The sequence below is a fragment of the Arthrobacter sp. UKPF54-2 genome (assembly GCF_007858535.1).
Taxonomy (GTDB): Bacteria; Actinomycetota; Actinomycetes; order Actinomycetales; family Micrococcaceae; genus Arthrobacter.
The window spans coordinates 1042916-1065000 of sequence record NZ_CP040174.1; the positions used below are offsets into that span (position 1 = coordinate 1042916).

Sequence of the window (22085 nt, forward strand, 5' to 3'; positions counted from 1 at the left end):
CACCCCGTTCACTCTGAGTGAAACACTGCTTTCAGAGTTAATTGTCTAAGAAACACGGCGGACTTCCAGAGTCAGTTGGCATGATGGGTCCATGAATGCTGAAAAGCCCCTCCCCCGACGCTCCCTTCTGCTTGGTGCCGGCGCCCTGGGCGGCGGCGCCCTGGCCCTCTCCGCCTGCGCCGGCCCAGGCACCGGCACCACGGCCTCCACCGCGGCGGCGGAGCCCACGGTACCGGCCGGCACCGCCGTCAGGGTCGGCAAGCTCAGCGACGTAAAGGTGGGCGGCACGGCCACCGGGAAGGTGAACGGCAAGACGGTGGTGATCTTCCGGCCGGATGAGAAGACCGTCCTGGCGTACGACGCGACCTGCACCCACGCCGGCTGCCCGGTGGCGCCCGCCGGGGCGGACTTCGCCTGCCCCTGCCACGGTTCCTCGTTCAAGGGCTCCGACGGCAGCGTGGTCAACGGCCCGGCCAAAGCTCCGCTCGCAAAGCTGACGGCGGCGCTCGACGGCGAATGGATCACCGTCAGCGCCTGACGCCACGCGCCCCCCGCGCCCCTCGCGCCGCGCAAGGGCAGCGCAAGGGCAGTGAAAGGCCCCGGCCACCTCCTTGAAGGAAGCGGCCAGGGCCTTTGTGGCGTCGTGCCTGGTTGGCGCCTAGACGCTCGGAGCGATCTCCGGGATGCGCGGCTTGGCGTTGCCGGCGAAGGTGAACTTCGCGTTGTCGCCTTCGCCCTCCACGTCCACCACCACGATGTCGCCGGAGTGCAGTTCGCCGAAGAGGATCTTTTCGGAGAGCTGGTCCTCGATCTCGCGCTGGATAGTGCGGCGCAGCGGCCGGGCGCCCATCGCGGGGTCGTAACCGCGGGTGGCGAGGAGCACCTTGGCCGCGGGCGTGAGCTCGATGCCCATGTCCTTGTCCTTGAGGCGCTTCTCGAGGCGGGTGACGAACAGGTCGACGATCTCGATGATCTCGTCCTGGGTCAGCTGCGGGAACACCACAACGTCGTCAACACGGTTCAGGAACTCGGGGCGGAAGTGCTGCTTGAGCTCCTCCGTGACCCGGGCGCGCATCCGGTTGTAGCCGGTCTGCGTGTCCGTGCCGGACTGGAAGCCGGTGGCCACACTCTTGGAAATGTCCCGGGTGCCGAGGTTCGTGGTCATGATGATCACGGTGTTCTTGAAGTCCACCACGCGGCCCTGGGAGTCGGTCAGGCGGCCATCTTCCAGGATCTGCAGCAGCGAGTTGAAGAGGTCGGCGTGCGCCTTCTCCACTTCGTCGAACAGGACCACGGAGAACGGACGACGGCGGACCTTCTCGGTCAGCTGACCGCCCTCCTCGTAGCCCACGTAGCCCGGAGGGGCACCGAAGAGCCGCGAGACGGTGTGCTTCTCCGAGTACTCGGACATGTCCAGGGTGATTAGCGCGTCTTCCTCGCCGAAGAGGAACTCCGCCAGGGCCTTGGCCAGCTCGGTCTTGCCGACGCCGGTGGGGCCGGCGAAGATGAACGAGCCGCCCGGACGCTTCGGGTCCTTCAGGCCGGCACGGGTGCGGCGGATCGCCTGGGACAGGGCCTTGATGGCCTCGTCCTGGCCGACCACACGCTTGTGCAGTTCGTCTTCCATCTTCAGCAGGCGCGAGGACTCTTCCTCGGTCAGCTTGAAGACCGGGATGCCGGTGGAGTTCGCCAGCACCTCGGCGATGAGATCCTCATCCACCTCGGAGATGTCGTCCATGCCGCCGGTCTTCCACTGGCGTTCCTTCTCGGCGCGTTCGGCAATGAGCTTCTGCTCCTTGTCGCGCAGCGAGGCGGCTCCTTCGAAATCCTGCGCGTCGATCGCGGATTCCTTCTCCAGCTTCATGGCCGAGATCTTCTCGTCCATGATCTTGAGCTCCGGCGGGGCGGTCATCCGGCGGATGCGCAGCCGGGCGCCGGCCTCGTCGATCAGGTCGATCGCCTTGTCCGGCAGGAAGCGGTCCGAGATGTAGCGTTCGGAGAGGCTGGCCGCCGAGGCGAGGGCGCCGTCGGTGATGGTGACGCGGTGGTGCGCCTCGTAGCGGTCACGCAGGCCCTTGAGGATCTCGATCGCGTCGGCGACGGAGGGTTCCTTGACCTGGATCGGCTGGAAGCGGCGCTCCAGCGCGGCGTCCTTTTCGATGTGCTTGCGGTACTCGTCCAGCGTGGTGGCACCGATGGTCTGGAGCTCGCCGCGGGCCAGCATGGGCTTCAGGATCGAAGCCGCGTCGATCGCACCCTCGGCCGCGCCGGCACCCACCAGGGTGTGGATCTCGTCGATGAAGAGGATGATGTCGCCGCGGGTGCGGATTTCCTTGAGGACCTTCTTCAGGCGCTCTTCGAAGTCACCGCGGTAGCGGGAGCCCGCCACGAGGGACCCGAGGTCCAGCGTGTACAGCTGCTTGTCCTTGATGGTCTCCGGCACGTCGCCGCGCACGATCGCCTGGGCCAGGCCCTCGACGACGGCGGTCTTGCCGACGCCGGGCTCACCGATCAGGACCGGGTTGTTCTTGGTGCGGCGGGAAAGGACCTGCATAACGCGTTCCATTTCCTGCTCGCGGCCGATCACGGGGTCCAGCTTGTTTTCCCGCGCGGCCTGGGTCAGGTTCCGGCCGAACTGGTCGAGGACGACCGACCCGGCGGGGGTGCCTTCGGCCTGACCGGGGCCAACGCCTGCACCGGTGGTTTCCTTGCCCTGGTAGCCGGAGAGCAGCTGGATGACCTGCTGGCGGACCCGGTTAAGGTCCGCTCCGAGCTTGACCAGCACCTGGGCAGCCACACCTTCACCCTCGCGGATGAGACCGAGCAGGATGTGCTCGGTGCCGATGTAGTTGTGGCCCAGCTGCAGGGCCTCGCGCAGCGAGAGCTCCAGCACCTTCTTGGCGCGCGGGGTGAAGGGGATGTGGCCGGACGGGGCCTGCTGGCCCTGACCGATGATCTCCTGCACCTGCTCGCGCACCCCGTCGAGCGAGATGCTCAAGGACTCGAGGGCTTTGGCGGCAACACCTTCACCCTCATGGATCAGGCCCAAGAGGATGTGTTCGGTGCCGATGTAATTGTGGTTCAGCATGCGTGCCTCTTCTTGGGCAAGCACAACTACGCGACGGGCACGGTCCGTAAATCGCTCAAACATTTCGCCACACTCCTAGCTACGACGTACTTTGATGCTACGTGGCGGAGTTCGAGATTTGTGGCTTGTTCGCCACGGGGGAAACCGGGACGGGCCGGTGGCGTCATCCGGACCGCTCCGGGGCCGCACCCGAGCGCCTCCGCCGGAGCCGGGGCGGCTGCGCTCCGGCCCGGTTCCTGCGGCCGAAACCCGCACGGCACGGCGAGCCTTCGGGAATGTAGAGCCATTGTCCGGGAGTAACCGGGCGGGAACGCGCCGTTCCGGCCAGCCGGACTCCGGACACAGCAAAGCCCCCGGCCAACGGCGGGGGCCTTGTCACTGGAAAATGCACCGGCAAGCCGGGTCCGGACCGAGTCCGGGAAGCTAGGAATTGGCCTTTTGGTATGCTTCCTGAATTTCAGCCTGGATACGGCCGCGGCTGTTTACCGCATAGCCGTTGTCCCGGGCCCACTGCCGGATCTGCGCCGAGTCCTGATTACGGCCGCTGGATACTTTAGTCCGGGTTGCCCGGCCGCTAGATGTCTTACGTGCGTGGCCTACGTACCGCTCAAGAGCCGAGCGGAGTTCAGAGGCGTTGCCGGACGACAGGTCAATTTCATAACTGACGCCATCCAGGCCAAACCGGACAGTTTCGTCCGCTGATCCCCCATCCAGATCATCAACGAGGATGATTTTAACTTTCTGTGCCATAAAGACTCTCTTTTCAAAAGGACGAGTATTTAGAAAAGCAGGATGTATCTGGAAAAAGTATCCATCCTTTTATGGCCGCGAGTCAAAGCGGAAAAATCCCTCCCAAAGAAAATCCACAGGAGGGAATAACTGCCGCTTTTAGCGCTGTCCGGGGGAATGCCCGTTTTCCGGAGCGGGATTCTGTTCCTGCCCGCGGGCCGCCGCCTCCGCCTGGGCGCGCGCCTCGGCCTGGCGTTCGGACTTGTCGGCATTGAAGATCGACTTCATGGCGAACCAGAAAATGAGTCCGACCACCACGGACGGGAGCAGGACGGCGATGTACTCCATGCTCAGTGGCCTTCGGGCTTGAGCAGCGGGAAGAGGATGGTCTCGCGGATGCCGGCGCCCGTGAAGAGCATGACCAGCCGGTCGATGCCGAGGCCGATGCCGCCCATCGGCGGGGCGCCGTATTCGAGGGCCCGGAGGAAGTCCTCGTCCAGCTGCATGGCTTCGACGTCGCCGGCGGCTGAGCGGCGGGACTGCTCGGTGAGCCGTTCGCGCTGGATGACCGGGTCGATCAGCTCGGAGAACGCGGTGCCGCGCTCCATCCCGCCGATGATGAGGTCCCAGGCCTCGATCAGCCGGTTGTCCTCGCGGTGGTGGCGGGCCAGCGGCTGCGCGGAGGGCGGGTAGTCGTAGACGAAGGTGGGGTTGAGCAGCGTGGGCTCGACCAGCTCGCCGAAGAGCTCGACCACAAGCTTCTCGGCGTCCCAGCCGGCGTCGACCTTGACCTCGTGCTTGGCGGCGAGGGCCAGCAGTTCCGCGACGGGGGTCTCCGGGGTGATGTCCTGGCCCACAAAGTCGGAGAGACCCGGGTACACGGCCATCCAGGCCCAGTCGCCGTCGAGGTTGATCTCGCCGGCCTCGGTCTGCAGCACGCGGCCCACACCGGCGGCGTCGGCGGCGTCGAGGATGATTTCCTTGATCCGGTCGGCCATCACGAACTGGTCGGCCCAGGCCTCGTAGGACTCCAGGGTGGTGAATTCGGGGCTGTGCGTGGAGTCGACGCCCTCGTTGCGGAACACGCGGCCCATGTCGTAGACCCGGTCGATCCCGCCGACAACCGTGCGCTTGAGGTACAGCTCGGTGGCGATGCGCAGTGTCATCTTCTGGTCGAAGGCGTTCATGTGCGTCTCGAACGGGCGGGCGGTGGCGCCCCCGTGCACGAGCTGCAGCATCGGGGTCTCCACCTCCACGTAGCCCTGGCGGTGCAGGGTTTCGCGGATGGAGCGGGTGATCGCGGCCCGGGTGTAGACCATTTCGCGGGCCTCGTCGCGGACAATGAGGTCCACGTAGCGCTGGCGGACGCGGGTTTCCTCGTTCAATTCGGCGTGCAGCACCGGCAGCGGCCGCAGCGCCTTGGACGCCATCGACCAGGACTCGGCCATCACGGAGAGCTCGCCGCGGCGCGAGGAGATGACCTCGCCCTTGATGAAAACGTGGTCGCCGAGGTCAACGAGGGACTTCCAGTCCGCGAGCGCCTCCTCGCCGATGTTGGCCAGGCTGAGCATGACCTGCAGCCGGACGGCTTTGCCGTCGACGCCGCCCTCCTGCAGGGTGGCGAAGCACAGCTTGCCGGTGTTGCGGATGAAGACGATGCGGCCGGTCACGCCGACGACGTCGCCGGTGGTCTCATCGGCCACGAGGTGGGCGTACTTTTCGCGGATCTCCGTCAGCGAATGCGTGCGCTCGACCCCCACCGGATATGCCTCGATGCCGCGTTCGATCAACTTGGCGCGCTTCTCCATACGGACCAGGGTCTGTTCGCTGGCGTCGGAGGGCTCGTTCGGGGAAGGGGTGTTTTGGGAAGTCACAATCCCTAAGTTTACCGGGCATTCGCCACCGGCCGGTGCGGGAGGCGGGAACGGGGCGGGAATACACTCACAGTTATGGAGACGTGGACGATTCGGACCGACGACGGCGAGGGCCACCTCGAGCTCACCACCTTCCGGCCCGCGCCCGGAGCCGCGGCGGCGGCGCCGGCTGAAGGCGGGCCGGACCCGGCGGCGGGGACCGGCGTCGTCGTGGTGCACGGGACGCTGATCACCGCGGCCCTGTACCGCCCGTTCGCCCGGAGCCTGGCGCGGCTGCTGGGCCGCCCGGTGCACTGCTACAACCGGCGGGGCCGGGCCGGGTCCTCGCCGCAGCCCGCCGACTACTCGGCGGCGACCGAGGTGGCCGACCTTGCCGCGGTGCTGCGCGAGACCGGCTCCACGGGCGTCTTCGCGCACAGCTACGGCGGGTTTGTGGCGCTGCAGGCGGCGCGCAGTGTGGCGATCCGGCGCCTGGTGACGTACGACGCCGCGGTGTCCCTCGCCGGAAACCTCGCCAGCCGCTGGCGGCCCGAGCTGGAGCGTTCGGTGGCGGCCGGGGAGCTGGACGCGGCCTGGGCGCACCTGGTCCAGGGGCTGGAGACCGCGGGCCCGGTGTCAAAACTGCCACTCGGTGCCCTGCGTATGCTCAGCATCCTTTCGGCCCGGACCACCGTGGGCGCGCAGATGCGGGAGCTGCTGCCCACGGCCGTCGCGGAAATGCGCGCCGTGCTGGCCGCCGACGCCGAGCTCGCCGACTTCGCGGCCGTCACCACGCCCACGCTGATGCTCACCGGGGGCTGGAGTCCGGACTACTTCGCCGACACCGGGCGGCAGCTCGCGGCGGCGGTCCCGTCGATCGAGTTCGCCGTGGTGCCGGGCCAGCTGCACGAAGGTCCGATCCGGCCCGGGAACCGCCGGCTGGCCCTGATGGCGGCGAGGTTCCTGCTTGGCGCCGGCACTCCGGCGTGGCTGGGATTCCGGCGCCGGCTGCGGCTGGGCCGCTGAGCTCTGGCACTAGAATCGGGGGCGACCTATGTCGAAAGGAACTCCTTGGCCAAGCTCTACTTCCGTTACGGCGCGATGAACTCCGGCAAGTCGACGGGCCTGCTGCAGGCCGCGTTCAACTACGAGGAGCGCGGCCAGCGGGTTGTGCTCGCCAAGCCGGACATCGACACCAAGGGGGACGCCGACGTCGTGTCCCGGCTGGGGATGACGCGCTCGGTGGATTTCCTGATTCCGGCCGGGGCCTCCGCCCGGGAGCTGTTTGCCGCGCATGCCCACGGCGACGACCCGGACGCCCTGCTCCAGCACGTGGACACACCGCCAGTGGCCTGCCTGCTGGTGGACGAGGCCCAGTTCCTCGAGCCGGAGCAGGTGGACGACCTTTTCCGCATCGCCGTGCTGGATAACGTGCCCGTGCTCGCCTACGGCATCCGCACCGACTTCCGGACGCGCGCCTTCCCCGGCTCGCTTCGGCTCCTGGAGATCGCGCACACCCTGGAGGAGCTCAAGACCATCTGCCGATGCGGCCGCAAGGCCATCTTCAACACCCGCCGGATCGGCGACGAGGTGGTGTTCGACGGCGACCAGGTGGCGATCGACGGGCAGGACGCCTGGTACGAATCGTTGTGCGGCTCCTGCTATCTCGAAATCTCCGGCGGCCGGCTGGGCTAGCCGGGGCCGCCCCTGCTGTGCTGACCCGGGCGGCTCGGCTAGGCTCGGAGCATGACCCGCGAGAACATCAGAACCCCCGACGGCGGCACCCTCGAGCTTTTCAGCACGGGCGCGGACCTCGCCGCGGCGGGTTCCGGCGTCGTCGTTGTGCCCGCCTCGATGGTGACGGCCGCTGACTACACCCGTTTCGCGCAGAAGCTCAGCGCCGCCCTGGGCCGGCCGGTCCACACGTTCAACCGGCGCGGCCGCGGTTCGTCCTCGCCGCAGCCGGAGGATTACACGCTGGACGTGGACATCCGGGACCTGGACGCCGTGATGAAGCACACCGCGAGCACCGACGTCTTCGGCCACAGCTTCGGCGGCGCGGTGGCGCTGCACGCCGCCCGGACCCTGCCGGTGGAGCGCTTGGCCGTGTACGACCCTGCCGTCTCGGTGAACCACAGCGTCACGGCGGACTGGACGGCCGAATACGAGCGGCTGACCGCGGCGGGCGACGACGACCGCGCCCTCGCCGTGCTGGTCCGCGGCCTGGAGACCGGCAGTGCCCTGTCCCGGATGCCGCTGTCCATGCTGACGCTGGCGAACAAGCTCACCGCGGGCACACCTGTCGGCAAGCAGCTCCGCGAGCTCATGCAGACCGGGGTCCGTGAGATCAAGGCCATCATCGCCGCGGACATGCCGGCCGAGCCGTTCCTGGAGCTGCCGCTGGAGACGCTGATCATCGTGGGCGAGAAGAGCCCGGCGTACTTCGGCGTGGCCTGCGGGCAGATCCACGACGTGCTGTCCGGCTCCAGTTACACGATCCTCCCGGGCATGGGCCACGACGGCGTCAACAAGGCGCCGGACAAGCTCATCGCCGAACTCAGCGAGTTCTTCGCCGGCTGATTCTGCCCCCGAGCCGGCCGCGTCAGTGGGCTGCGGGGCCTGCGGCACCTTCGGTTTTGCGCATCAGCACGGACAGCACGACGGCGGCGAGTGCGATCGCGGCCGCGGTCAGGAACGCCGCGTGCATGCCGGCGACCACCCCGGAGCCGGCCGAGACCACCGCGAAGATCGAGACCAGCAGCGCAGTTCCGGCGGCGCCCGCGACCTGCTGCAGCGTGCTCATGATGGCCGAGCCGTGGGAGTACAGGTGCGGCGGCAGCGGATTCAGCCCGGTGGTGAAGGCAGGGGTAAACAGCATCGCCAGGCCCAGGCTCAGCGTCACGTGCAGGGCAATGATCCAGGCCACCGGCGTCTGGGCGTCCAGCCCGGAGAACTGCCAGAGCGAGAGCACCATCAGGGCGGAGCCCGTCACGGTCAGGGGCAGCGGGCCGACCTTGTCGAAGATCCGGCCGATGACGGGACCGAGCAGACCCATCGCGAGTCCGCCCGGCAGCAGGGCGAGCCCGGTTTCCAGCGACTTGAGGCCGCGGATTTCCTGCAGGTACAGCGGCAGCAGGATGACGGCGCCGAACAGGGCGATCATGGCGACCACCAGGAGCAGCACGGAGACGGTAAACATTCGGAAGTTGAAGGCCCGCAGGTCCAGCAGCGGTTCGTTGGACTTCTGCAGCCGGAGCTGGCGCAGGACAAAGGCCAGCAGGGCTACGACGCCGACGCCGAGCGCCGCCACCGCGGCGGTCGAGGGACCTCCCTTGCCGCCGCCGATCTGGCTCAGGCCATAGACGACGCCGCCGAAGGCGGGCACCGTCAGCACAACAGAGAGGGCGTCGAGCCGGGTTTTCTCGTTTTCGCCGATGTTCCTCAGGAACCTGGCGCCGATGCCGAACGCCAGCAGGGCGATCGGCAGGACAAAGACGAACATGAACCGCCAGGAGAAGTGCTGCAGGATCAGCCCGGAGACGGTGGGGCCCATGGCCGGCGCCACGGAGATCGCGATGCTTACGTTGCCCATCACGGCGCCGCGGCGTGACACCGGAACCAGGGTGAGGATGGTGGTCATCAGCAGCGGCAGCATAATGGCGGTGCCGCCGGCCTGGACGATCCGGGCCAGCAGCAGGATCTCGAAGCCCGGCGCCAGGGCCGCCAGCAGGGTGCCCCCGGAGAACAGCCCCATGGCGAGCATAAAGACCGCCCGGGTGGAGAGCCGTTGCAGAATGAACCCGGTGGTGGGAATGACCACCGCCATGGTCAGCATAAAGCCGGTGGACAGCCACTGCACGGTGGGCGCGTCGACGCGCAGGTCCACCATCAGCCGCTGCAGGGCGACGTTCATGATGGTCTCGTTGAGGATCACGACGAAGGTGGCCACCAGCAGGGTCGCGATGATGGTCACGGACTCCCGGGACAGCTTCTCGGGCCCGGTTTCTGCGGTGCCCCCGCGCGGCGCCGTCGCCGGGGCGGCGTCGTCGGTCCGGGTCGGCGGCGCCTCGCTGGCTTGGACGTTGGAAGGGGCATCTGCTGGCATGGGGATTCCCTCAGGGAGTTGAACTGGATTCGGCGCACATCGTCGCCACTACGATTTTCAACCCGGGACGCACGGCAGTAATTCCCGCTCTCAGGCATTCAGCGAACGCTCCCGCACTTCCGGCACCACCCCGACGCACGCTCCCGTCCCCGACCGCCAAAAACGCGGGAGGGTCCGTCCGTGCCGGAGGAGGTCAGGAGTTCAGCGGGACGTTGTCGATCAGCCGTACCGGGCCGACCTTGGCCGCGATCAGCACCAGGCCCTCGCCGCGGAACGGGGTTTCCCGGCAGTTCTCGGCGAGCGGCTCGAGGGTGCGGGGATCCACGACGTCGAAGTAGTCCAGCGCGACGAGCGGCTGGGACTCCACGAGCGCCCGGGCAGAGTCCAGATCGAGCGGCTCGTGGGCGTTGGCCCGCTCCTCCACCAGCCGCAGCGCCCGGGACAGCACAAGGGCGGCCTCACGTTCAGCGGCGGAGAGGAACCGGTTGCGGCTGGAGAGCGCCAGCCCGTCCGGGGACCGCACGATCGGTACCGGCACGATCTCCACCGGGAAGTTCAGGTCCGCTACCATCCGCTGGACCAACGCCAGCTGCTGGGCGTCCTTCTGGCCGAAATAGGCCCGGTAGGAAGCTTGTCCTGCGCCGGGAAGCCCGTAGTGCAGCAGCTTAGCGACCACCGTCAGGGCGCCGTCGAAGTGCCCGGGCCGGGAGGCGCCCTCCCACTTTTCCGCGAGCACGCCCGAGGTGATCCGCACCATCGGTTCCCCGCCGGGGTAGACCTCCTCCACCGACGGTGCGAAAGCCAGGTCGACCCCTTCGGCGTCGAGCAGCGCCAGGTCCGCCTCGAGGGTGCGCGGGTAGCGGTCGAGGTCTACCGCCTCGCCAAACTGCAGCGGGTTGACGAAGATGCTGGCCACCACAACGTCGTTCTGCTCGACGGCGGTGCGGGCCAGCCGTGCGTGGCCCTCGTGCAGGGCGCCCATGGTGGGCACAAGCCCCTGCGAGGTGCCGCCCCGTTCAGTGAGCAGGCGTGCGCTCTCCTTGCGGAGCTCCGCCGCCGTGGTTACGAGCCGGATGGCCATCTCAGGGTCCTTCCTCGGGATGCGGGCCGTCGGTGCCGGGGCTTTGGAGCGCCTGCCCGATGCCGTCAATTTGCTCCGGCCTCAGCAGCCCGCGGCTGCCGGCGCGGCGGGCCGTCGCCCGGGCCATGGCCAGGTACGCGTCCAGAATATCGCCGGAGCCTCCGCCGAGTTCGCGCAGGGCCTCGGTGTGCGCGGCGACCGTCCCCACGTCCCCGCGCGCCACCGGCCCGGTCAGCGCCGACTCCCCCGAGGCGAGGGCGTTCTCCAGGCTGGCGCGCAGCAACGGACCCAGCATGCGTTCCGGTGCCTCGACGCCGACTTCGCGCAGCAGTTCGGACGCCTGCGCCACCAGCGTGACCAGGTGGTTGGAGCCGTGGGCCAGGGCAGCGTGGTAAAGCGTACGGTCCCCCTCGGCGATCGCGACCGGTTCGGCGCCCATCTCCACCACCAGTGCCTGCGCGATCGGCAGCATGGCCGGGTCCGCCGTCACGCCGAAGCTGCAGTCCAGCAGCCGGGTGAGGTCCAGGCTCATGCCGGTGAAGGTCATTGCGGGGTGGAGCGCCAGCGGGATGGCCCCCGCGGCGCGGACCGGATGCAGGATCCCGACGCCGAAGCGCCCCGAGGTGTGGGCCACGAGCTGGCCGGGCTGCCAGGCACCGAGTTTGGCGAGGCCCTCCACGAGGGGTCCGAGGGCGTCGTCCGGGACGGCCAGCAGGACCAGTTCGGCGCGCTCCACGATGTCCTGCACCTCGAGGATGGGGACGCCGGGCAGAAGCGTTTCGGCGCGGTCACGGCTCGCGTCCGACACGGCGGAGACCCCGACGACGGCGTGCTCCGCGGCGCGCAGCGCCGCCCCCAGCACGGCCCCCACCTTGCCGGCTCCAATGATTCCGACGCCGAGGCGTCCTGGCTTAGCCATGCTGCGGCCCTTCCTGTGGTGCGGGTTCGAGGGGTGCGGATTCGGCGGGTTCCGCGGGTTCCGCGGGTTCGGCGGGCGCCGGTTCGAAGGGCTCGGCCCGGGCGAGCCAGTGTTCGCTAGTCTGCCGTTTCCGCGCCGTCCGGGCGCGGGCCGCCTGCGCGTCGAGCAGTGCCCGGGCCTCGTCCAGCCCGGCCTGGACCAGCCTTGGCGCCACAGGCCCGGCGGTGGTGTGCAGGACCAGGTCCGCTACTCGGAAGCGCCGCGCCAGCGGCCCCTGCTGCAGCGCCATCGACTGTGTGCGCTGGTGCGGGACCAGCACAAGCTGGCGCCACCAGCGGCCGGAGCGGATCAGCAGCGCAGTGCCGGTGGCGGTAAAGCCGTTGCGCCGCCAGCCCAGCGGGGCCAGCAGGCGCGCCCGCCGCGGGGTGGTGACAAAGCCGCCGTCGTCCGTGATTGTGGAAGCGCCCGCAGCGCCAGGAGCGTCAGGGGCAATTCCGCTGGCCGGGGCGAGCCCGTGCAGTCCCTCCGTGAAAACCCTCACGGGGTCCGGGGTCCCCGGATCGGGAAGGACCAGCGACAGCATGGTGAACACCTCCGCCAAGGTCCCCACCGGCAGCAGGGTGGTCCGGGAGGAACCCTCGCCGTTGCTGCCCGCGGCCCCATAGCCGGCCGCGTTGACCTGGATCCGGTACCAGCCGAAGATCCGCCACAGCGGGGGCTGGCTGATGCGCACGGCCTGGATCCGGCCCGGCGGCAGGGTCTGGGCCTGGGTGTCCAGCAGGCCGTAGTGCAGCCGGATCCCGTCGGCGGAAACGGCGGCGGTGAAGTTGTAGCCCTTATTGAAGGAATTCCAGTACGCCGCGACGAGGCCCAGGCCGGCGGGGATCAGGTAAAAGTAGAAACTGCGGTTCTCGGTCACGGCGCTGAGCACCACGGAGGCCACGGCTGCCAGGACGATGAAGACGCTTTGCTCGCTGAGCATCAGCGACCCGGCCAGGCGGGGCGGTGGAACGGTCAGCACGGTGTGTTCCGGAGCCTCCGCGGCGGCCGGAAACCGGGGCCCGGTGTCAGCTGGCTCACCCGGCCCGGGCTGCGCCGTCACCCCGTCGGCTCCGGAGGCGCTGGCGAGGATGGCCGCGCGGAGCCGGCGGGCCTCGTCGGCGCGCAGGTAGGCCAGGTGCACCGCGGACTGGCCGGCGTCGGCCACCTCGAACCTGAGCTCCGCAAGCCCGAAGATCCGTGCGAGCAGGGGCTGCACGACGTCGATCGCCTGGACCCGGTCCAGCCGGGCCTGGCGCTGCTGCTTGAACAGGAATCCGGTGTTGACGCGGACGTAGCCGTCCGCCACCTGGTAGCGGGTGAAGTACCAGCTCAGCACAAAGCCGAGGACGGTCAGCAGCAGCACTGTGCCGCCGCCCAGCAGCAGCCAGGGGGCGCGCCCGGCGAGACGCTCGTCAAAGACCGGGTCGCCCTGGAGCAGGCGTTCGAAGGAGTCGCGGCCAAAGAAGAAGAGCAGGGCGGCCAGCGCCACCCAGCCCCGGACAAAGGGCGACGCCGGGTGCACGCGCTGCCAGCCGTCCTGTGTGGTCCTCACGGCGCGGCCGTCACAGTCCGGCCAGCCGGGCCTCGCCGCGGGCGGAGAGCTGTTCGCGCAGCCGCGCCCCTTCGGCGGCGGGCAGGCCGGGGATTTCCGCGCTGGTTCCGGCCGAGGCGGTGTGGAGCTTGAGCGTGCACAGGCCGAGGCCGCGTTCCACCGGGCCCGCGCCGATGTCCACGTACTGCATCCGCCCGTAGGGCACCACGAGCACGCGTTGGAAGAAGATGCCGCGGCGGATCAGCAGGTCGTCCTCGCGTTCGGCGTAGCCGATGGACCGCACCTGGCGCGGGATAAGCAGCAGCCGCCAGAGGGCTAGCAGGAAGGCTGCGGCGGGGACGGCGGCGGCGAGCCAGAGCGGCGGCCACGCCCACGCCCCGTTCAGGACCAGCACCAGCGGCAGGGACAGCACCACGACGGCGATGACGTTCGCCAGCGCCCAGCCGACGACCCGCACGGTGACGTACTTCGGTGAGACCCGCAGCCAGGCCACGCCCGGCGGGTCAATCGCCTCGGTACGCATATTCGCCTTCCGCCTTCGGTTTGCCGCGCTTGGCCTGCAGCCCCGGGGTCCCCTCGGCGTCGCCGTCCTCGGGGGGAATGCGGCAGAACCGCTCCACCACCAGGCCCACCACGATCATGGCGAGGCCGCCGCCGGCCATGATCAGCGTCTGCCAGGTGATGGCCTGCCCGCTGCGCACGTTCCACAGCCGCAGCTGGTCCAGGAAGATCCCGGCGTGCCAGCCCAGCAGCATGGCGCCGGTGTACGCGCAGGCCTGGGCGAGGACCAGGGTCCAGGCGGCCAGGATCGGGTTGAGCATTTTCTTCTTTTTGCCGTTACGCCAGCGCAGTACCCGGATCCCGAGGATCAGGGTCAGGACCACGATCACGCCCATGGTGACCAAGCCGGTCAGCGGCAGCACCGGGGTGGCCAGGCTGTAGCGGCCGGCCATCAGGGCGGCGAACCAGCCCGCGGCGGCGAGTCCGACGCCGATCACCAGCAGCACGAGGGGGTTGGTCAGCTTCACGGAGCCTCCACCGCGCCGGCCACTCCGTTGAGGCCCTCGAAGCCGTCGAACGGCGCGAGGTCCGGGAAATCGGCGGCCTTGGCGGCCAGCTCGCCCACCCGTTCGCCGTTGAGCTCGGCCGCGGGGTCGATCAGCGACCACGGGTACAGCACGAAGGCGCGTTCCGCGGCGCGCGGGTGCGGGAGGGTCAGCTCGGGGTCGGAGCTCACCATGTCACCGTAGGTGATGATGTCGACGTCGAGCGTGCGCGGGCCCCAGTGGACCTCGCGTACGCGCAGGTGCTTATGCTCCACCGCGTGGCAGTGCCGCAGCAGTTCCTGCGGGCTCAGCGAGGTTTCCACGGCGATCACCATGTTCAGGAAATCAGGCTGGTGGGCGGGGCCGCCCACGGCCTTCGTCTGCACGATCGGCGAGATGGCCAGCAGCCGCACCTCCGGCGGGTCGACAAGGTCCGCGACCGCGGCGGAGAGGGTGTCGTTGCGGGCCCCGAGGTTGCTGCCGAGCGCGATCACGGCCCGCGTGTAGGCGGCGGTGTGGGGGCTCATGGCCGGTCCCGGTGCACGCTGACGGACACGTCGCCGAAGGCGACCTCGATGGGGGCCTGCGGCTTGTGGACGGTGATGGACACGGCCGATACCGGGAAGCGCTGCAGCACGTCCTCGGCGATCCGCACGGCGAGGGCCTCGATCAGGTTCAGCGGCGCGCCGGTGATCCAGCCGCGGATGACCTCGGCCACCTCGCCGTAATGCGCGGTGTCCAGGACGTCGTCGGACGCCGCGGCCTTGCTGAAGTCCAGGTGCAGCACCGCGTCGACGACGAACGGCTGGCCGTCCCGGCGTTCGAAGTCGAACACCCCGTGGTGTCCGACGGCGGTGACACCGCTCAGCGTGATCCGGTCCATGGCGGGCCGGTCAGCTGTTGCCGGGCGCGGCGGTCACCGGCGACGGGCCGGCGGCCGGAGCCATGCGGGCGGCGACCTTGACGGCGTCGAGGCTGGGGCCGACGTCGTGCACGCGGACAGCCCAGGCGCCGCGGAAGGCGCTGATGGCGGTCACCGCGGCGGTAGCGGCATCGCGTTCCTGCGGCGGGGCGGACTTGCCGGCGACGGTCAGCAGACTGCCGAGGAAGCGTTTGCGCGACGCGGCGACGAGGACCTTGTGCCCCAGTCCCTGGAGTACGTCCAGGCCCCGCAGCAGTTCCCAGTTCTGCGCCTCGGTCTTGGCGAAGCCCAGCCCGGGATCCACGATGATCTGCTCCGGCGTGGCGCCGGCGGCGTACAGCCTGTCCCGGATTCCGGCGAGTTCGGCGGCAACGTCCTTGGCCACATCGCGGTAGTCGGTCAGGGAGTCCATGGTCCCGGCGTCGCCACGGCGGTGCGTGAGGATGTAGGGCGCCTGGCTGCGCGCCACGAGCTCAATCATTTCCGGCTCGATCGTGAGGCCGGAGACGTCGTTGATGATCGTGGCCCCGGCGGCCAGCGCCGCCTCTGCAGTGGCCGCGTGGGTGGTGTCGATGCTGACCAGGGCCCCGGCCTTCACCAGGGCCTCGATCACCGGCAGCACCCGGCGCTGCTCCTCCTCGACGCTGACTTCGGCGGCGCCGGGGCGGGTGGATTCGCCGCCGACGTCGATGATGTCCGCGCCGGCGTAGTACATCCGCAGGCCGGCGGCGACGGCGGTGTCCGAGGTGGCGTGCTTGCCGCCGTCGCTGAACGAATCCGGGGTGACGTTCAGGATCCCCATCACCAGCGTCCGGTCCGTGGGCAGGTCCTTGAAGCTCGCGGCCGGGCGCGGCTTGCGCAGCACGGGCAGGGGCGAGGTGGCAGGTCCCGTTCCGGGGGCTGCGGCGAGGGAGTCCATAGTGTGGTTTTCTTACCTTCCGAGGATGAGGCTCATGGCTTCGGCGCGGGTGGCCGGGTCATGCAGTTGCCCGCGGACCGCGCTGGTGACGGTCCTCGCGCCGGGCTTGCGGATGCCGCGCATGGACATGCACAGGTGTTCGCATTCGATCACGACGATCGCGCCGCGCGGCTTCAGGTGGGTGGTGAGGGCTTCCACGATCTGGGTGGTCAGCCGCTCCTGCACCTGCGGGCGGCGGGCGAACATGTCCACCAGCCGGGCCAGCTTGCTCAGCCCGGTGACCTTGCCGTCGTGCGAGGGGATGTAGCCGACGTGGGCCACCCCGTGGAACGGCACCAGGTGGTGCTCGCAGGTGGAGTAGAACGGGATGTCCTTGACCAGGACCAGTTCCTCATGGTCCAGGTCAAAGGTGGTGGCGAGGATTTCCGCCGGGTCGTGGTGCAGGCCGGCGAACATCTCCGCGTAGGCCTTGGCCACCCGCTTCGGGGTGTCCAGCAGTCCGCTGCGGTCCGGGTCCTCGCCGATGGCGAGCAGGATCTCGCGCACAGCCGCCTGGATCCGCGGGCGGTCCACCTTGCTGCCGCCGTGGCCGTCGGCCGCCGCCCCGTCCGGGGGGAGGGGGGCGGCGGCGGTGGCGGGAACGTCGTCGTCGTCGAAGTAGGAAGTCACAGAAGAAGCCTAGCCGGGATGGCCGTCAGGCCCCAGATCCGTGACTCCGCCCTGGAAGGGCTCCTGCCCGGGCACGCCCTGGGCGTGCGGGGGCTGGGCGTCGAGGGGCTCCTCGAGCCGGGCCTCCTTGGCTTCCTCCTGCGCCTCGCGCTCGGCTTTTTCGCGGCGGGACTCCACCGGGCCGACGGCCTGGATCGGCCGGCTCTCTTTGGAGAGCCAGATCTCGCGGAAGTCGCGCTTGCGGATGTTCGTGAAGACCTGGGCGATCTCGTGCTGGTTCAGGGTTTCGCGTTCCAGCAACTCCAGCGCCAGCTGGTCCAGGACGTCGCGGTTCTCGGTCAGGATGGCGTAGGCCTCGTCGTGCGCGCCCTCGATCAGGCGGCGTACCTCCTCGTCCACCACGTAGGCGATCTGGTCCGAGTAGTTGCGCTCGTGCCCGGCGTCGCGGCCCAGGAAGGGCTCGCCCCCGCCCTGGCCGAGGCGCACGGCGCCGACGCGCTCACTCATGCCGAACTCGGTGACCATCTTGCGGGCAATCCCGGTGGCCTTTTCGATGTCGTTGGACGCGCCGGTGGACGGGTCGTGGAAGACGAGTTCCTCGGCCACCCGGCCGCCCATGGCGTAGGCCATCTGGTCCAGCAGTTCGTTGCGGGTCACGGAGTACTTGTCGTTCTCCGGCACCACCATGGTGTAGCCGAGGGCGCGGCCGCGCGGCAGGATGGTGATCTTGGTGACGGGAGCCGAGTTCCGCAGCGCCGCCGCGACCAGGGCGTGGCCGCCCTCGTGGTAGGCGGTGACCTTGCGCTCGTGTTCCTTCATGACCCGGCTGCGCTTCTGCGGGCCGGCCATCACGCGGTCGATGGCTTCGTCGAGGGCACGGTCATCGATCAGGTTGGCGTTGGAGCGGGCGGTCAGCAGGGCGGCCTCGTTGAGGACATTGGCGAGGTCCGCGCCGGTGTAGCCGGGCGTCTTCTTCGCAACAGCCTTGAGGTCGACGCCGGGAGCCATCGGCTTGCCCTTGGCGTGGACCTTCAGGATCTGGTCGCGGCCGATCAGGTCCGGGGCCTCGACCGAAATCTGCCGGTCGAAGCGGCCCGGGCGGAGCAGGGCGGGGTCGAGCACGTCGGGGCGGTTGGTGGCCGCGATCAGGATGACGTTGGTCTTGACGTCGAAGCCGTCCATTTCAACCAGGAGCTGGTTGAGGGTCTGCTCGCGTTCGTCGTTGCCGCCGCCGATCCCGGCGCCGCGGTGCCGGCCGACGGCGTCGATCTCGTCCACGAAGATGATGGCCGGCGAGTTGGCCTTGGCCTGTTCGAACAGGTCGCGGACGCGGGACGCGCCCACACCCACGAACATTTCCACGAAGTCGGAACCGGAGATGGAGAAGAAGGGCACGCCGGCCTCACCGGCGACGGCGCGGGCCAGCAGGGTTTTGCCGGTGCCGGGAGGGCCGTAGAGCAGCACGCCCTTGGGGATCTTGGCGCCCACGGCCTGAAACTTGGCCGGTTCCTGGAGGAACTCCTTGATTTCCTGGAGTTCCTCCACGGCCTCGTCGGCGCCGGCGACGTCGCTGAAGGTCACCTGCGGCATGTCCTTGTTGACCATCTTGGCCTTGGACTTGCCGAACTGCATGACCTTGGAGCCGCCGCCCTGCATCCGGGAGAGCAGGAACCAGAACAGCACACCCAGCAGCAGCACCGGGACCAGCAGGGAGAACAGGCCGGAGAACCAGTTGGTCTCCACCGGCTGGTCGGTGAAGCCGCTCGGCGGCTTCGAGTCGGTCACGGCCTTGACGACGTCGGCCGCGCGGGCGTTGACGAAGTAGAACTGGACGTTTTTGCCCTTGTCCTGCCCGTCGACCTGCAGATTGTCCTTCAGGACCAGGTCCACGCGGTTCTCGGCGTCGAAGATCTTGGCCTGCTCAACCTTGCCGCCGTCGGTCAACAGGGCCAGGCCCTTGTCCGTGTCGATGCGGGCCGAGCCGCCCGGGGCGAGGGTGGCAAAGGCCAGCAGGAGCATGCCGATAACAACGACAATCCAGATGCCCGGGCCCTTGAAGAAACTCTTAGCTTTCATCTGATCGGGGGCTGGCCCCGTCCCTCCTGGTAGTGCTGCACGGCGACCGATCTGCGCGCGTGGGTGCTGCGTCAGGTTCTAGCTATACACCGTCGCAGTGACTCACGCACGGTCAAAGCCAAAAGTTCCCTGTCGGCGTAGCGGAGGGCTGTGCGGGTGCGGAATTGACCCGCCGCCGGGCCGGGGGAAGGACGCGCGGTTACTCGTAAACGTGCGGCGCGAGGGTGCCGACGAAGTCCAGGTTGCGGTACTTCTCGGCGTAGTCCAAGCCGTAGCCGACGACGAATTCGTTGGGGATGTCGTAGCCGACGTACTTGACGTCGATCTGGACCTTCGCGGCGGTGGGCTTGCGGAAGGCGGTGCAGATTTCCACCGAGGCGGGGCCGCGGGATTCCAGGTTGGTCTTAAGCCAGGAGAGCGTGAGGCCGGAATCGATGATGTCTTCGACGATCAGGACGTCCTTGCCCATGAGGTCGGTGTCGAGGTCCTTGAGGATCCGGACCACGCCGGAGGACTGGGTGCCGGAGCCGTAGGAGGAGACCGCCATCCAGTCCATCGAGACGTGGCTGTGCAGCGCCCGGGCCAGGTCGGCCATGACCATAACGGCGCCCTTGAGCACACCGACGATCAGCAGATCGCGGCCCTCGTAGTCCTTGTCGATCTGGGCAGCGAGTTCAGTGATCCGGGTCTGGATCTGCTCCTTGGAGTAGAGAACGTGCTTGAGGTCTGCCTGGACGTCGTTTGAATCCACCAATGGCTCCTGTGTAGATGCGGGTGCGACTATTCTTGGGGCGGTTTTTGAGGCCGGAATACAAGCTTCCCACAGCGGGCGCCCTCGCGGGGAACGCCGGCGGGGCCGGACAGTCCCGCCGCGGACAGCTGGGCGAGCGAGAGCCGGTAGACGCTCACGCCGCCGGGCAGCTCCACCGGCCCGGCCGATCCGTGCCGGCGCAGCAGCGCTTCGGCGGCCAGCAGCCGCTGGTAGCTGGGCTGCTGGCCTCCGACCGCGGCGGCCGCCTTGGCGATCACCCGGAACCTCAGCGCGGGCGCCAGGTCGCGCAGCGCCGCCTCGGGCAGGGCCAGCTCCGCCCCACGCTCGGTACCGCTGCGCTCCTGCAGCCGGGCGAAGATGTCGCTTGCCACGTCCTCGAGGTAGTCGGCGTCGAGCTGGAGGATGGACGCGGTCCGGGCCAGTGACTCGGCGACCCCGGGGCCGAGTTTGTCCTCCAGCATCGGCAGCACCTCCACCCGGGTCCGGGACCGGGCGAAGGAGGGGTCCTCGTTGCTCGGGTCGTGCCAGGGGGCAAGCCCCTCGACGGCGCAGATTTCCAGCGTCTCGGCCCGGCGCAGGCCCAGGAACGGCCGCAGCAGGCGGCCGCGGACGGGGCGCATCCCGGCCAGCGAGCGGGTTCCGGAGCCGCGGGCCAGTCCCAGCAGGACCTGTTCGGCCTGGTCGTCCAGGGTGTGGCCGAGCAGGATGGCTGCGGCGCCGGTGTCGTCGGCGGCGGCTTCGAGCGCGGCGTGCCGGGCGTCCCGGGCAGCGGCTTCGGGGCCCATCCCGGTGGGGGCGACGTCGACCGTCCGGACCTGGACCGGCGCAAGGCCCAGCTCGGTCAGCGCCGCGGCCGCCGCCGCGGCGACGCCGGCGGAACCGGGCTGCAGCTGGTGGTCGACCACGACGGCGCCGACGGAGACCGGGTGCCCGTCCACGTGGCCGCGGCGGGCGAAATAGGCGGCCACGGCGGCCAGCGCGAGCGAGTCCGGACCGCCGCTGCAGGCCACGAGCACCCGTCCGGGGTAGCCGGCGTCCGCGAGGGCGTCCTGCAGCATTTTCCGCGCCTTGCCGACGACGGGCGCCAGCCGGCCGGGCCGGCGTCGTCCGCCTGAAGCCGCCGGCAGCTCCGGGTGTTGGGGGGCGGGCACGGGGACTAGAGCCCCATCCGTTCGAGCCAGAGCTTCGAGTCGTGGATTTCGGGTTCGGTGGGGAGGTGGTCGGCGGACTCCCAGACCCGGTTGAAGCCCGGCATCCCGGCAGCGTCGACCACTTCGCGGACGAATTTCGAGCCGTCGCTGTACTGGCGCATCTTCGCGTCCAGGCCGAGCAGGCTGCGGATGAACTTCTCGATGGTGCCGCGGTCCTTGCCGCGGGCGTTGAAGCGCTGCCGGATGGTCTTGACCGAGGGCACGATGCTGGCGTCGACCGCATCCATCACCACGTTGGCGTGGCCTTCCAGCAGGCTCATCACGGCGGTGAGGTGGGAGATCGCCGCCCGCTCCTCGGGGTCCTGGAGCAGGTCCAGGATGGCGCCGCGGCCCGGCGCCGCGCCGGGGCCCGAGCGGTCCCGGAGCGATTTCGCAGCCGCGGCCGCCCGTTCCATGATCGAGTCGACGTTGCCCAGCAGGTGGACGCTGAGGTTCTCGATCTGGTCCAGCATGTGGTGGCGCAGCCACGGGGCGGCGGCGAACTGCACGCGGTGGGTCTGTTCGTGCAGGCACACCCAGAGCCGGAAGTCCTCGGGCGCGACGTTGAGCTCGCGTTCCACCGAGACGATGTTGGGCGCCACCAGCAGCAGCCGGCCGCCGGCGGGGGCCGTGGAGTCCGGGGCCAGGGCGGAGAAGGGGTCGTACTGGCCCAGGACCTTGGACGAGAGGAACGCCAGGATCGCTCCCAGCTGGCTGCCCGTGATCGCGCCGCTGACACTGGCCGCGCCCGGGCCCACGGTCCCGCGGCGGCTTTCGAGCATTTTCTCGATCGCCGGCTGCAGCATCACGGCGAAGCTCTGGGTGTTGGCCTTGGCCCAGGAGGCCCGGTCCACCACCAGGACGGACGAGTCCCGGAGGTCGCGGGCCGCCTCGAGCCCGGTGATGTCGTGGACGTGCGGTACGGAGATGTCCGCCATAAGCCGCAGGTTTTCGACGGCGGCGCCGATCTCCGCGGACCCCAGCGACGGGCCGGCCGGGGTCAGCCGCGCCGCGGTGGAGGCGGCCAGGTCCCAGTTGATCAGGGCCTGGGCCTGGGCAGCGGTCCCGGCCGGGGCCTGGGCTGATGTCTCGCGCGAAGAGGACTCCATAGCCCCCATCAGA

The 22085-nt window shown here is 69.3% G+C and carries 22 protein-coding genes; 4 read left to right on the plus strand and 18 right to left on the minus strand.

Features of this window, described 5'->3' with window-relative positions:
• Window positions 1–91 precede the first annotated feature (91 nt).
• The gene (locus tag E7Y32_RS04660) at window positions 92–538 is read left to right on the plus strand and encodes a Rieske (2Fe-2S) protein (protein ID WP_146336097.1); all 447 of its coding nucleotides are present in this window, start codon (window positions 92–94) and stop codon (window positions 536–538) included.
• 120 nt (window positions 539–658) lie between these two features.
• Here E7Y32_RS04660 and E7Y32_RS04665 read toward each other — a convergent pair whose 3' ends face one another.
• The 4 genes from E7Y32_RS04665 to lysS form a co-directional block, all read right to left on the minus strand.
• The gene (locus E7Y32_RS04665) at window positions 659–3151 is read right to left on the minus strand and encodes an ATP-dependent Clp protease ATP-binding subunit (protein ID WP_146336098.1); all 2493 of its coding nucleotides are present in this window, start codon (window positions 3149–3151) and stop codon (window positions 659–661) included.
• Window positions 3152–3511: 360 nt separating this feature from the next.
• A complete protein-coding gene (locus E7Y32_RS04670; RefSeq protein ID WP_138767785.1) occupies window positions 3512–3838 on the minus strand; it encodes an Lsr2 family protein in 327 nt (108 codons plus the stop codon).
• A 138-nt stretch (window positions 3839–3976) separates the two neighbouring features.
• A complete protein-coding gene (locus E7Y32_RS04675) occupies window positions 3977–4165 on the minus strand; it encodes a hypothetical protein (protein ID WP_146336099.1) in 189 nt (62 codons plus the stop codon).
• A gap of 2 nt (window positions 4166–4167) precedes the next feature.
• A complete protein-coding gene (gene lysS / locus E7Y32_RS04680; RefSeq protein ID WP_146336100.1) occupies window positions 4168–5691 on the minus strand; it encodes a lysine--tRNA ligase in 1524 nt (507 codons plus the stop codon).
• Window positions 5692–5766: 75 nt separating this feature from the next.
• Here lysS and E7Y32_RS04685 point away from each other — a divergent pair, with 75 nt between their 5' ends.
• From E7Y32_RS04685 to E7Y32_RS04695, 3 genes are read left to right on the plus strand one after another with little or no spacing between them, the layout of a single operon-like run.
• The gene (locus E7Y32_RS04685; protein WP_146336101.1) at window positions 5767–6696 is read left to right on the plus strand and encodes an alpha/beta fold hydrolase; all 930 of its coding nucleotides are present in this window, start codon (window positions 5767–5769) and stop codon (window positions 6694–6696) included.
• 45 nt (window positions 6697–6741) lie between these two features.
• Entirely contained in the window at window positions 6742–7365 is a 624-nt protein-coding gene (locus tag E7Y32_RS04690; RefSeq protein WP_146336102.1) for a thymidine kinase, read from the plus strand.
• Window positions 7366–7416: 51 nt separating this feature from the next.
• Complete coding sequence (locus tag E7Y32_RS04695; RefSeq protein ID WP_146336103.1) at window positions 7417–8250, plus strand: alpha/beta fold hydrolase; 834 nt, start codon at window positions 7417–7419, stop codon at window positions 8248–8250.
• Window positions 8251–8272: 22 nt separating this feature from the next.
• Here the strand turns inward: E7Y32_RS04695 and E7Y32_RS04700 are convergent, their stop codons facing one another.
• From E7Y32_RS04700 to E7Y32_RS04765, 14 genes are all read right to left on the minus strand, one after another.
• Entirely contained in the window at window positions 8273–9775 is a 1503-nt protein-coding gene (locus tag E7Y32_RS04700; RefSeq protein WP_146336104.1) for a DHA2 family efflux MFS transporter permease subunit, read from the minus strand.
• 193 nt (window positions 9776–9968) lie between these two features.
• The gene (gene panC / locus E7Y32_RS04705; protein ID WP_146336105.1) at window positions 9969–10856 is read right to left on the minus strand and encodes a pantoate--beta-alanine ligase; all 888 of its coding nucleotides are present in this window, start codon (window positions 10854–10856) and stop codon (window positions 9969–9971) included.
• Window position 10857: 1 nt separating this feature from the next.
• A complete protein-coding gene (locus tag E7Y32_RS04710) occupies window positions 10858–11775 on the minus strand; it encodes a Rossmann-like and DUF2520 domain-containing protein (RefSeq protein WP_146336106.1) in 918 nt (305 codons plus the stop codon).
• Complete coding sequence (locus E7Y32_RS04715) at window positions 11768–13369, minus strand: PH domain-containing protein (RefSeq protein ID WP_146336107.1); 1602 nt, start codon at window positions 13367–13369, stop codon at window positions 11768–11770. The genes E7Y32_RS04710 and E7Y32_RS04715 overlap by 8 nt, the downstream gene beginning before the upstream one ends.
• Before the next feature lie 10 nt (window positions 13370–13379).
• The gene (locus E7Y32_RS04720) at window positions 13380–13892 is read right to left on the minus strand and encodes a PH domain-containing protein (RefSeq protein WP_146336108.1); all 513 of its coding nucleotides are present in this window, start codon (window positions 13890–13892) and stop codon (window positions 13380–13382) included.
• Window positions 13873–14397 (minus strand): DUF3180 domain-containing protein, encoded by a 525-nt coding sequence (locus E7Y32_RS04725; RefSeq protein WP_146336109.1) that lies wholly within the window; start codon window positions 14395–14397, stop codon window positions 13873–13875. The genes E7Y32_RS04720 and E7Y32_RS04725 overlap by 20 nt, the downstream gene beginning before the upstream one ends.
• A complete protein-coding gene (gene folK, locus E7Y32_RS04730) occupies window positions 14394–14942 on the minus strand; it encodes a 2-amino-4-hydroxy-6-hydroxymethyldihydropteridine diphosphokinase (protein ID WP_146336110.1) in 549 nt (182 codons plus the stop codon). Before folK ends, E7Y32_RS04725 begins: the two co-directional genes overlap by 4 nt.
• Window positions 14939–15298: a dihydroneopterin aldolase gene (gene folB / locus E7Y32_RS04735; RefSeq protein WP_146336111.1), complete on the minus strand. Its 360-nt coding sequence runs from the start codon at window positions 15296–15298 to the stop codon at window positions 14939–14941. Before folB ends, folK begins: the two co-directional genes overlap by 4 nt.
• A gap of 10 nt (window positions 15299–15308) precedes the next feature.
• A complete protein-coding gene (folP, locus tag E7Y32_RS04740; protein WP_146336112.1) occupies window positions 15309–16256 on the minus strand; it encodes a dihydropteroate synthase in 948 nt (315 codons plus the stop codon).
• Between the two features lie 12 nt (window positions 16257–16268).
• A complete protein-coding gene (gene folE, locus E7Y32_RS04745) occupies window positions 16269–16925 on the minus strand; it encodes a GTP cyclohydrolase I FolE (protein WP_146336113.1) in 657 nt (218 codons plus the stop codon).
• Window positions 16926–16934: 9 nt separating this feature from the next.
• A complete protein-coding gene (ftsH, locus tag E7Y32_RS04750) occupies window positions 16935–19001 on the minus strand; it encodes an ATP-dependent zinc metalloprotease FtsH (protein ID WP_146336114.1) in 2067 nt (688 codons plus the stop codon).
• Between the two features lie 199 nt (window positions 19002–19200).
• Entirely contained in the window at window positions 19201–19752 is a 552-nt protein-coding gene (gene hpt, locus E7Y32_RS04755; RefSeq protein WP_146336115.1) for a hypoxanthine phosphoribosyltransferase, read from the minus strand.
• Between the two features lie 29 nt (window positions 19753–19781).
• The gene (gene tilS, locus E7Y32_RS04760; RefSeq protein WP_186467095.1) at window positions 19782–20831 is read right to left on the minus strand and encodes a tRNA lysidine(34) synthetase TilS; all 1050 of its coding nucleotides are present in this window, start codon (window positions 20829–20831) and stop codon (window positions 19782–19784) included.
• A 98-nt stretch (window positions 20832–20929) separates the two neighbouring features.
• On the minus strand, window positions 20930–22072 hold the full coding sequence (locus tag E7Y32_RS04765) for a zinc-dependent metalloprotease (RefSeq protein ID WP_146336116.1): 1143 nt from the start codon (window positions 22070–22072) through the stop codon (window positions 20930–20932).
• Between the last annotated feature and the right edge of the window lie 13 nt (window positions 22073–22085).

What these genes read in the sequence shown, in the direction of transcription:
- panC (WP_146336105.1), bottom strand. Translation starts at nt 10,856, where the DNA reads ATGGCCATCCGGCTCGTAACCACGGCGGCGGAGCTCCGCAAGGAGAGC.
- E7Y32_RS04765 (WP_146336116.1), bottom strand. Translation starts at nt 22,072, where the DNA reads ATGGAGTCCTCTTCGCGCGAGACATCAGCCCAGGCCCCGGCCGGGACC.
- folK (WP_146336110.1), bottom strand. Translation starts at nt 14,942, where the DNA reads ATGAGCCCCCACACCGCCGCCTACACGCGGGCCGTGATCGCGCTCGGC.
- ftsH (WP_146336114.1), bottom strand. Translation starts at nt 19,001, where the DNA reads ATGAAAGCTAAGAGTTTCTTCAAGGGCCCGGGCATCTGGATTGTCGTT.
- E7Y32_RS04660 (WP_146336097.1), top strand. Translation starts at nt 92, where the DNA reads ATGAATGCTGAAAAGCCCCTCCCCCGACGCTCCCTTCTGCTTGGTGCC.
- E7Y32_RS04670 (WP_138767785.1), bottom strand. Translation starts at nt 3,838, where the DNA reads ATGGCACAGAAAGTTAAAATCATCCTCGTTGATGATCTGGATGGGGGA.
- E7Y32_RS04695 (WP_146336103.1), top strand. Translation starts at nt 7,417, where the DNA reads ATGACCCGCGAGAACATCAGAACCCCCGACGGCGGCACCCTCGAGCTT.
- E7Y32_RS04675 (WP_146336099.1), bottom strand. Translation starts at nt 4,165, where the DNA reads ATGGAGTACATCGCCGTCCTGCTCCCGTCCGTGGTGGTCGGACTCATT.
- E7Y32_RS04685 (WP_146336101.1), top strand. Translation starts at nt 5,767, where the DNA reads ATGGAGACGTGGACGATTCGGACCGACGACGGCGAGGGCCACCTCGAG.
- E7Y32_RS04720 (WP_146336108.1), bottom strand. Translation starts at nt 13,892, where the DNA reads ATGCGTACCGAGGCGATTGACCCGCCGGGCGTGGCCTGGCTGCGGGTC.
- E7Y32_RS04700 (WP_146336104.1), bottom strand. Translation starts at nt 9,775, where the DNA reads ATGCCAGCAGATGCCCCTTCCAACGTCCAAGCCAGCGAGGCGCCGCCG.
- folP (WP_146336112.1), bottom strand. Translation starts at nt 16,256, where the DNA reads ATGGACTCCCTCGCCGCAGCCCCCGGAACGGGACCTGCCACCTCGCCC.
- E7Y32_RS04665 (WP_146336098.1), bottom strand. Translation starts at nt 3,151, where the DNA reads ATGTTTGAGCGATTTACGGACCGTGCCCGTCGCGTAGTTGTGCTTGCC.
- folB (WP_146336111.1), bottom strand. Translation starts at nt 15,298, where the DNA reads ATGGACCGGATCACGCTGAGCGGTGTCACCGCCGTCGGACACCACGGG.
- tilS (WP_186467095.1), bottom strand. Translation starts at nt 20,831, where the DNA reads ATGCTGCAGGACGCCCTCGCGGACGCCGGCTACCCCGGACGGGTGCTC.
- E7Y32_RS04710 (WP_146336106.1), bottom strand. Translation starts at nt 11,775, where the DNA reads ATGGCTAAGCCAGGACGCCTCGGCGTCGGAATCATTGGAGCCGGCAAG.